Annotated in this window: 10 protein-coding genes and 1 riboswitch; of the genes, 1 reads left to right on the top strand and 9 read right to left on the bottom strand. The window is 72.5% G+C overall.

The window, feature by feature from the left end; all coding sequences use genetic code 11:
• Together ACK5KK_RS08245 and ACK5KK_RS08240 are read right to left on the bottom strand one after the other, a co-directional pair.
• Positions 1–1,281 (bottom strand): ABC transporter ATP-binding protein (locus ACK5KK_RS08245; RefSeq protein ID WP_416889604.1); only part of this gene is annotated, 1,281 nt, incomplete at its 3' end.
• A gap of 1 nt (position 1,282) precedes the next feature.
• On the bottom strand, positions 1,283–1,909 hold the full coding sequence (locus ACK5KK_RS08240; RefSeq protein WP_416889603.1) for an ECF transporter S component: 627 nt from the start codon (positions 1,907–1,909) through the stop codon (positions 1,283–1,285).
• A riboswitch (TPP riboswitch) is annotated at positions 1,902–2,012 on the bottom strand. (Overlaps the previous gene by 8 nt.)
• A 37-nt stretch (positions 2,013–2,049) precedes the next feature.
• Here ACK5KK_RS08240 and ACK5KK_RS08235 point away from each other — a divergent pair.
• A complete protein-coding gene (locus ACK5KK_RS08235) occupies positions 2,050–3,453 on the top strand; it encodes a hypothetical protein (protein ID WP_416889602.1) in 1,404 nt (467 codons plus the stop codon).
• A 10-nt stretch (positions 3,454–3,463) separates the two neighbouring features.
• On the opposite strand, the gene ACK5KK_RS08230 is transcribed toward ACK5KK_RS08235, so the two are convergent.
• The 7 genes from ACK5KK_RS08230 to ACK5KK_RS08200 form a co-directional block, all read right to left on the bottom strand.
• Positions 3,464–4,384, bottom strand: a complete 921-nt coding sequence (locus ACK5KK_RS08230; protein ID WP_416889601.1) for a DnaJ domain-containing protein — start codon at positions 4,382–4,384, stop codon at positions 3,464–3,466.
• 3 nt (positions 4,385–4,387) lie between these two features.
• Positions 4,388–5,446: an enoyl-CoA hydratase/isomerase family protein gene (locus ACK5KK_RS08225; protein WP_416889600.1), complete on the bottom strand. Its 1,059-nt coding sequence runs from the start codon at positions 5,444–5,446 to the stop codon at positions 4,388–4,390.
• Between the two features lie 148 nt (positions 5,447–5,594).
• On the bottom strand, positions 5,595–6,050 hold the full coding sequence (locus ACK5KK_RS08220) for a hypothetical protein (protein WP_416889599.1): 456 nt from the start codon (positions 6,048–6,050) through the stop codon (positions 5,595–5,597).
• 58 nt (positions 6,051–6,108) lie between these two features.
• Positions 6,109–6,909 (bottom strand): uroporphyrinogen-III synthase, encoded by an 801-nt coding sequence (locus ACK5KK_RS08215; RefSeq protein WP_416889598.1) that lies wholly within the window; start codon positions 6,907–6,909, stop codon positions 6,109–6,111.
• A gap of 171 nt (positions 6,910–7,080) precedes the next feature.
• Positions 7,081–7,347 (bottom strand): hypothetical protein, encoded by a 267-nt coding sequence (locus ACK5KK_RS08210; protein ID WP_416889597.1) that lies wholly within the window; start codon positions 7,345–7,347, stop codon positions 7,081–7,083.
• Positions 7,337–7,747: a phage holin family protein gene (locus tag ACK5KK_RS08205; RefSeq protein WP_416889596.1), complete on the bottom strand. Its 411-nt coding sequence runs from the start codon at positions 7,745–7,747 to the stop codon at positions 7,337–7,339. The genes ACK5KK_RS08210 and ACK5KK_RS08205 overlap by 11 nt, the downstream gene beginning before the upstream one ends.
• A 1-nt stretch (position 7,748) precedes the next feature.
• Positions 7,749–8,108 (bottom strand): hypothetical protein, encoded by a 360-nt coding sequence (locus ACK5KK_RS08200; protein ID WP_416889595.1) that lies wholly within the window; start codon positions 8,106–8,108, stop codon positions 7,749–7,751.
• Positions 8,109–8,188 lie beyond the last annotated feature (80 nt).

The following is an 8,188-nucleotide window of genomic DNA, read 5'->3' as shown; positions in this document are numbered from 1 at the left end:
GACCACGCGAGGCGCCGTCGCGAGCACCGTGCCCACCGACAGCCGCCGCTTCTGGCCGCCCGACAGGGTGAACGGGTTGGCGCGGGCCAGCGCCGTCAACTGCAGCCGGTCGAGCAGGTCGTCGACGACGGCCTCCACGTGCCGCGGCGACAGTCCCGACGCGGCCGGCCCGACGGCGAGTTCTTCGCGAACGGTGCGCGCCAGGAACTGGTGCTCGGGGTCCTGGAAGACGGTGCCGATGCGGGTCAGCAGGTCACGCGAAGACCACCGCGAGGGGCGCCGGCCTCGCCGGGTCGCCAACGCCGGTGCCGCGGCGACGCGGCCGCTCAACTCGGGCAGCAGACCCGCGAGGGTGAGTGCGAGCGTGGACTTCCCCGACCCGTTCGGCCCGGTCACTACGAGCGCACCGGCGTCGGGCACGGCCAGGTCGAGGCCAGACTGCACCGCCGTGCGCCCGTCGCGCGACACCGCGAGCCGGTGCGCCGACAGCACCGGCGCGCCGGCGCCCGGTGCGGGCGGCGAGGGCAGGTGCACCGGGCGGTCCGGGACCCACACCCCGGCGGTGGCGAGGTCTTCGCCGCGGGCGGCGAAGACGGCTCCCGGCGCACCGTCGGCGAGCACCCCGCCGTCGGCACCCAGCACGATCACACGCGTCATGAGCCCGGCCCACACCTCGGTGCGATGCTCAATCACCACGAGGGTGGCACCGGTCTCGGACACCGCGCGGGCCACGCTGGCGCGGACCTCCGCGACCCCCTCCGGATCGAGATTGGCCGTCGGCTCGTCCAACAGCAGGATGCCGGGCTCCATCGCGAGCGCGCCCGCGAGCGCGAGACGCTGCTTCTGACCGCCGGACAGGCGCGCGGTGGGCCGACTGAGCGGCACGTCGAGCCCGACCGCGTCCAGTGCCGCCTCGACGCGCTCGGGGATCCGCTCGCGCGCCACCCCGAGGTTCTCGCACCCGAACGCGACGTCATCGCCGACGGTGGACAGGATCACCCCGGCGTCCGGGTCCTGCAGCACCAGCCCAACCCGGCCCCGGCTCTGCGCCGGGGGCCGGCCGTCGATCAGCACGGTACCGGTCTGGTCGCCCTCGTCGGCTCCGCCGAGCAGCCCCGCGATACCGGCCAGGAGCGTCGACTTGCCCGCCCCGGAGGCGCCGAGCAGCAGCACCCGCTCCCCCGGTTCGATCGTGAAGGTCACGTCCCGGACCGCGGCGGCGCGGCGCCCCGCGTAGCGCCACCCCCATCCGGATGCCGTCACCCGTGCCGGACGTGTCACGTCAGACCTCGTCGCGGCCTTCGCGACCGGCGGCGAAACGGCTGAGGGCCCCGGTGGCCGCCAGCGCGCGCACCAGCATCCACCCCACCACCCCCGCCAGCACGATCCCCGACACCGCGACCGACCCCAGGTAGATGAGGTTGAACTCGACCGTCTTCAGGATGTTGGGCGACGTGCCGTAGAACAGCTCGAAGACCCACGCGGCCACGGCGGCGCCGGCACCGGCGAGCATCGCGACCGGGAGGGTGAACCGCCGGTAGACGAAGGCGAGGAAGACCAGCTCGGCCCCGAGTCCCTGCACGAGACCGGACAGCACAGTGGAGACCCCCCACACGTTGCCGATCAGCATCGACACGACGGCGGCGACCACCTCGACCAGCACCGCCGCGCCGGGCTTGCGGATGACGAGGCCGCCGATGACACCGCCCAGAAGCCAGACTCCCACGGCGAGACCGCCCAGGCCCGGGGTGAGGGCGTCCATCGCGCCGAACCAGGCGTAGCCGACGGTGTTCCACACCCAGAACAGCAGGCCCACCGCGACACCGAGGACGCTGGCCACGACGATGTCGACGACACGCCAGCGGGTGAGCGCGGGGGCGGGACGGACGGGGGACGCGGATGCGTGCATGATTTCTCCTCCCTGCGCCGGCATGATCCGGATCAGGTTCATACGGTCGAAGCGTGATTCGCTTCCTCTCAGCCCGGCTCACCGGACTCCCGTGGTTGTGGCGTCGAGTATAACGCCTCGGTGCGCGGTATTTTGAGCGGGTGGATGATGCACCCGTCCCACCGCGACACGACCAGAACCCGCCGCGAGGCGACGCCGACGCGCCGGTGTCGCCTCGCGCCCTGGCGTGGGTGGACACCGGCGCGGTCGCCCAGTCCTCCGCTGCCGTCGACATCGCCCAGCTCACCGGGCCCTACCGCCCCGCGGCCCCCGACCTGCTGGCGCGACGCCCGCGCCGCCGGGTACGGCCGGCCGCCGTGTGGGGCCCGGTCGCCGGCGCGGCCGCCCTGGCATCCGTCTACGCGACCGCCGCCCTGCTCTGGCCGCTCGATCACGTGCAGCCCACAATCACCGCCGCGGCGGTCGGCGAGGTGCAGGCCCCGGCATCGGCGGTCACCTGGCCGGTGTTCGGCAGCGCCGCGGTCGGTGTCGCCGGAGTGGACGCCGTCCCGTCGTCGGCGACCGACTTCGAGCGGATGGCCAGCCTCACCAAGGTCGTCACCGCGCTGGTCGTCCTCGACGCGGACCCGCTGCAACCGGGCGAGCCAGGCCCCGAACGCCGGTTCACGGCCGAGGACCGGGCACTGTACTGGCAGTACCTGGGGCGCGGCGAATCCGCCCTCGACGTGCCCGTGGGCGGCACCCTGAGCCAGGTACAACTGCTGCAGGGAATGCTCATCGGCTCGGCAGGGAACTACGCGCACACTCTCGCGGTCGACCGGTGGCCGACGGATGCCGATTTCGCCGCCGCGGCCAACGCCTTCCTCGCCTCGCATGACATCGACGGCATCACGATCGTCGATCCGAGTGGGATCGGTGTCGGCAACGTCGCCACGCCCACCGCTCTCATCGAGGTCGCGGAACTGGCGATGGCCGACCCGGTGATCGCCGACATCGTCGGCACCGAGACGGTCGAGCTGCCCGGCGCCGGGGTCGTCGAGAACACCAACGCCCTGATCGGCGACGGCGCCACGGGGCTGAAGACCGGCACACTGTACGGCGGCTACAACCTGCTGGCCGCCGACGAGGTCACCGTCGGCGACACCCCCGTGGAGATCTTCGCCGCCGTGCTCGGCCAACCCAGCAATGCGCTCCGGTTCGCCGAGACCGAGCGTCTGCTCACCGAACTCGCCGCCGAACTCGACGCCCCCGCCGTCGTGCCCGAGGGCACAACGGTCGCCGAGGTCCAGACGCTGTGGGGCGACCGGTCCGACGTGGTGACCGCAGAACCGGCGGAGGCGGCGGTGTGGAACGGGACGGTGGCGAGCGCGTCGACGGACGTCGCGCTCACCGGGGATCGCACCGCCGGTGGCGAGGCGGGGACGCTGACGTTCGCGGGGCCGATCGACCAGGACACGGTGGCGCTGATCCTCAGCGACACGATCGGCGAGCCCGACGCGTGGTGGCGGCTGACCCATCCGCTGGAGCTGTTCGGATTGCGCTGAGAGGCCGCGCTCACGCGAACCGGAGCACCTGCTGCAACCGGGTGCGAATGTCGAACAGCTCCGTCCCGCCGATGTCGCGGCCTCCGGTCAGACCTCGGCGCAGCACCGTCGACAATGCCGACTGGGCCACGACGGCAGTGGCGATGCCGCGCACCTTACCGAGCTCGACCACCGCGGTGTCGAGGTCGTCGTCGGGCACGACGACGACCGCACCGCTGAACCGCACCCGCGCCTGGCGCGCCACGGCGCGCGCCATTGCGACCACCGTCGCCACCGGCGCCCCCTCGACACCCTCGCCGACCAGTTCGCGCCGGCGGATGCTCGCCGGACCGCCGAGGTCTTCGGACTGCAGCGCGAACAGTCCGCTGGGACCGAGCACGACGTGGTCGAGCTTCGCGTCGGAGTCGCGGGGGTCCGCGGCGATGTCGTGCCAGACGGTGTAGCCCATGCCCAGTTCGGACACGATGCGGGCGGTGGCCTCCTCGATGAGCGCGTCGGCGAGGAGCCGCCGCACCTCGCGCGGCGCGTTGCGCACCAGGGTGGGGTCGTAGGGGTCCTCCAGCGGCACTCCCCGACCCACCCACTCCCGCATCAGCGTCAGGTAGCGCTCGCGGCGCCACCCGCCGGGGTGACCGTACGAACGGGCCCGCGGCCGGGTGTCGGCGGGCCTTCCCGGGGGGCGCCATCGCGACGCCTCGGGCGCCGGATCGGCGCCGAACCCGTGACCGCGATCGTAGGCGGCGCGCGCCGCGGGCGTGCCGACGAGCTCCCAGGCCCGCTGCACCAGAACGAACTGGGCGGCGTCGCCGCCGGTGTCGGGGTGGGTCTGCCGCAGGCGCCGGCGGTAGGCCTGGCGCAGTTGCTCGTCGTCGGCATCGGCGGCGACGGCCAGCACGTCATACGCCGAGGCCGACAGCGGGCTGTCGAACACCGGTCAGCCCCACAGCGGCGGGTCGGGCACGACCGCCAGAGCAACCCGCCCGAGGTCGGCCGCAACGTCGGCGAGCGCCGCCGGGCGCCACGAGGGAGAGCGGTCCTTGTCGACCAGTTGCGCCCGGATGCCCTCGGGCAGGTCGGGTTGCGTCCGCGCGAACCACATCACGAGCCCGTACTCCTGGGCCAGCGCCTGCCGCAGGTCGGGCAGCGTCCGCGCGGCGCGCACGGCGGTGAGGGTGACTGCCATCGCGGTCGGCGACAGCTCGAGCAGGGTGTCCGCGGCAGCACGCGCGTCGGGTTCGGGGCGGGCGCGCAACCGCGCGAAGACGTCGGCGACGGTGTCGGCGGCGAACGCGTCGTCGATCCACGGTCGTGCCGCTTCCAGGTGTGACGGGGCGGGGGTCTCGTCGAACAGGTACACCAGCTCGGTCGGTGTCTGCGGGTCGGCGCGCGTGATCAGCGCGTCGCGCAGGTCGGCGAGGCGGTCTCGGGGCACGAAGTGGTCGGCGAACCCCGCGTAGATCGCGTCCGCCGCATCCATGACCGCACCGGTCAGCGCCAGGTATTCACCGATGCGCCCGGGTGCGTGCGCGAGCAGCCACGTCCCGCCCACGTCGGGGGTGAACCCGATGCGCGTCTCCGGCATCGCCAGCCGCGAACGGTCGGTCACCACCCGTACAGCGGCGTGCCCGGCCAGACCGATGCCGCCGCCCATCGTGATGCCGTCGGCGAGGGCGACGACCGGTTTCGGGTACTCGGCGATGCGCGCGTTCAGGGCGTACTCGGCGCGGAAGTAGGCCCCGACCCGGGGGGTGTGCCCCGCGACGAGGTCGTCGTAGAGCGCCCGGACGTCGCCGCCGGCACAGAATCCACGCTCCCCCGCGCCGTCGATCACCACGATCTGCACGTCGGGATCGCGCTCCCACGCGGTGAGAGCGGCGCCGAGCTGGACGATCATGTCGTGGTCGAGCGCGTTGATGGCCCGCGGCCGATTCAGCGTGAGGTGGCCGACACCACCGTCCGTACGGGCGATCACGGTGGGGGGTGTCGAGCTCATCCCGACATTATGCCGCGCCCCACCTGACGTTTCGTCCGCGACCGCCCGCCCGCGGATTCGGATTCTGCTCGCAGAATCGGCCCCGACCCGCATCCCTCCGACTCCAGCGCCATTCTCCGAATCCGGCGCCGCGCGCGCGACCGGGCCGTCAGGCCGTCGGGTCCCCCGGCTCGGCCGCCTCGGCCACATCGGCCGCCTCGGCCAGGGGGATCGCCCCCGTCGCCAGCGAGACCACATCGACCGGCTCGTCATCGGCATCCAGCCGCAGGGCCTGCACCAGCTCCGGCCCGTGCCGCGTGGACAGCACGATGCGCTGGAACTGGTCGTCGCCCTCCAGGTCGATCACGACGGCGGGCCGGCCGCGGCGCACGAGCACGAAATCCGCTCCGGAGGCGGAGCGCCACGTGCCTGCCGCCAGCACCCGCGGAATGTAGGCACCGGGGGCGCGCACCCCGCGCAACCATGTCCAGGCGTCGTCGACGAGTTGCACCTTGCGGATGCGGGTGCGCTCCACCCGCACCGGTTCTCGTCGCAGCGTCATCGTCCGTTCGGCCAGCGACAGCACGACCTCCAGTCGAGCCGAGTCGAGCAGCAGGGTCACCATGCCCCCAGTCTGCCAGTGCCTCGCGCCGGCCGGCGACGCGGGCGGCAACGATCCGATGTCAGATCGCGAACTCGTCGGAGGCGTGCGGCAAGACGAACCGCGACACCGCGTCGATGAGTCCCTGCACCGTCTGCTCGGGCGCGACCACCCGCACCCCGAGCCCGGCCTTGCGGGCATCCTTCGCCGTGCGCGGGCCGATCGCGGCGATCACGGTCTCGTCGGGGATGTCGGGGAACTGCGCGTGGACCTGCTCGGCGACCGATCCGCTGGTGACCAGAATCGCGTTGATCCGCCCCGACCGCACCTCCTCGACGATGCGGTCCGCGACCGGCACCCCGACGGTGCGGTAGGCGACGACGCTGCGCACGTCGTGTCCGGCAGCGGCGAGCCGGCGCGCCAACACGGGCTTGGCGATCTTGCTGCGCAGAGCCAGGATGCGGAGCGGGTCGGATTGCAGGTCGATCAGCTGCGCTGCCATCCCGGCCGCGGAGTTGTCTTCGTCGGGGATGAGGTCGACGCGGAAGCCGACCGCAGTCAGTGCACTGGCCGTCGTCTCGCCGACGGCGGCGACGCGGGTCGTGTCCGGGATGCTCGCGCGGTAGGCGTGCAGCACGTCGACCGTCGTCGCACTGGTGACGGTAAGCCAGTCGAACTGCCCCGCCGCGAGGTCGGCGAGCGACTGCTCCAGTGCGGCCTGGTCCTCGGCGGGTGCGAAGTTGATCAGCGGCGCGACCACGGGGCTTGCGCCCTGTGCGCGCAGTGTGGCGGCCACGCCGTCGCCCCAGGGACCGCCGCGCGGCACCAGCACACGCCACCCCTTGAGGGGCTTGGCTTGCGGCTGGGGAGCATCTGTGTCCATCGGTCGACTCTCGGAGTGTGTCACCCTCGGTCGCCCGACGATCGGACGACCGACGCTTCGGTCCCCCTGCCGCTCATGACGACTCGGGACTCACGTCATCGGCAGCGTCTGCGTCGTCGCTGTTCAGATGAGCATACCCCGTCTCCCGCGGGCAAGCTTCACCGCCACTGCTCAGCGACTGAGCAGGCGGACGATGCCCCACACGGCCGCGCCCACGACCGTGGCCACACCCACCACGGCGGCGGCGGCGACCCCGGGGCTGTCGCGGGCGACGCGCTTCGCCTTGGCCACACCACGATCGGTTGCCTTGGCCACCCGCTTGGGCACATTGGTCTTCGTCTCGATCGCCCACAGCGCCGCCTTCAGCTCGGCGCGTGCGTGCTCGACCGGGTCGGCGATGCCCACTGGCACCGCGGTACGGGGAAGCTCAGAACTCATCGGCGACCTCCTTCACCATGACGGCGTCTTTCGCCAACGATTTCGCGGGATTGCCGCCGCGGCTGAGGCGCCGGACCCGGCCGACGCCGAGCAGCGCGAAGACGACGAGGAACACCAGCCCCAGGCCGACCACGATGAGCGAGGCCACCCACGCCGGCATCCAGGACGCGAGCCCGATGATCGTGAAGGCACCCAGAGCCGGGATGAGCCAGAACAGGAAGAACAGGGCGATGATGAACCACACGCCCCCCATTCCGGCATCCTTCCCGACGCGCTTGGCCCATGCCTTGGCGGCGTCGAACTCGGCGGTGATGAGGTTGCGCACCAGTTCAGGCACCTCGCCGAGCAGCGTGAACAGGCTGTCGTCGGCTCGATCCCGGAAGCCGCGGGGTGTGCTCATGTCAGCTGTCCGCCCCGCGCGCGGCCTTCTTCACGCCGTCAGCGGTCTTCTCGGCCGCCTCGGCGACCTCGTCGGCCGAGTCCTTGCCGGCCGCGATCGCGGCGTCGAGCTTGGCGCCCGGCGTTCCCTTCGTGCGGGCCGCCTTGGTGACCTTCACGGCACCGTCCCACAGCGCACTAGGAACGGCGAAGGCGGCCGACTTGCCGAATTCCTTGGCCTTGGCGACCTGGTTCTGCACCGGCTCGGTCTGCCAGAGCTTCACGAACCCGGCCTTGATCTGCTCGTACCGTTCCCTGCCGGCCCGCGATCCGAGCACGTAGCCCGCGGCGAGTCCGACGACGATCCCTGCTTTCCCCTTCATGGGGTCTCCTCACGCTCGTTGTCGCGTCGTGTCCGTCCAGGGTAACGCCATATGCCGATTCCGGCATCCGCGGCCGCGCC

Source organism: Microbacterium sp. (assembly GCF_047972865.1).
Lineage (GTDB): Bacteria > Actinomycetota > Actinomycetes > Actinomycetales > Microbacteriaceae > Microbacterium.
The sequence above is the reverse complement of the archived record's forward strand: the minus strand, read 5'-3'. Positions and strand labels throughout refer to the sequence as shown.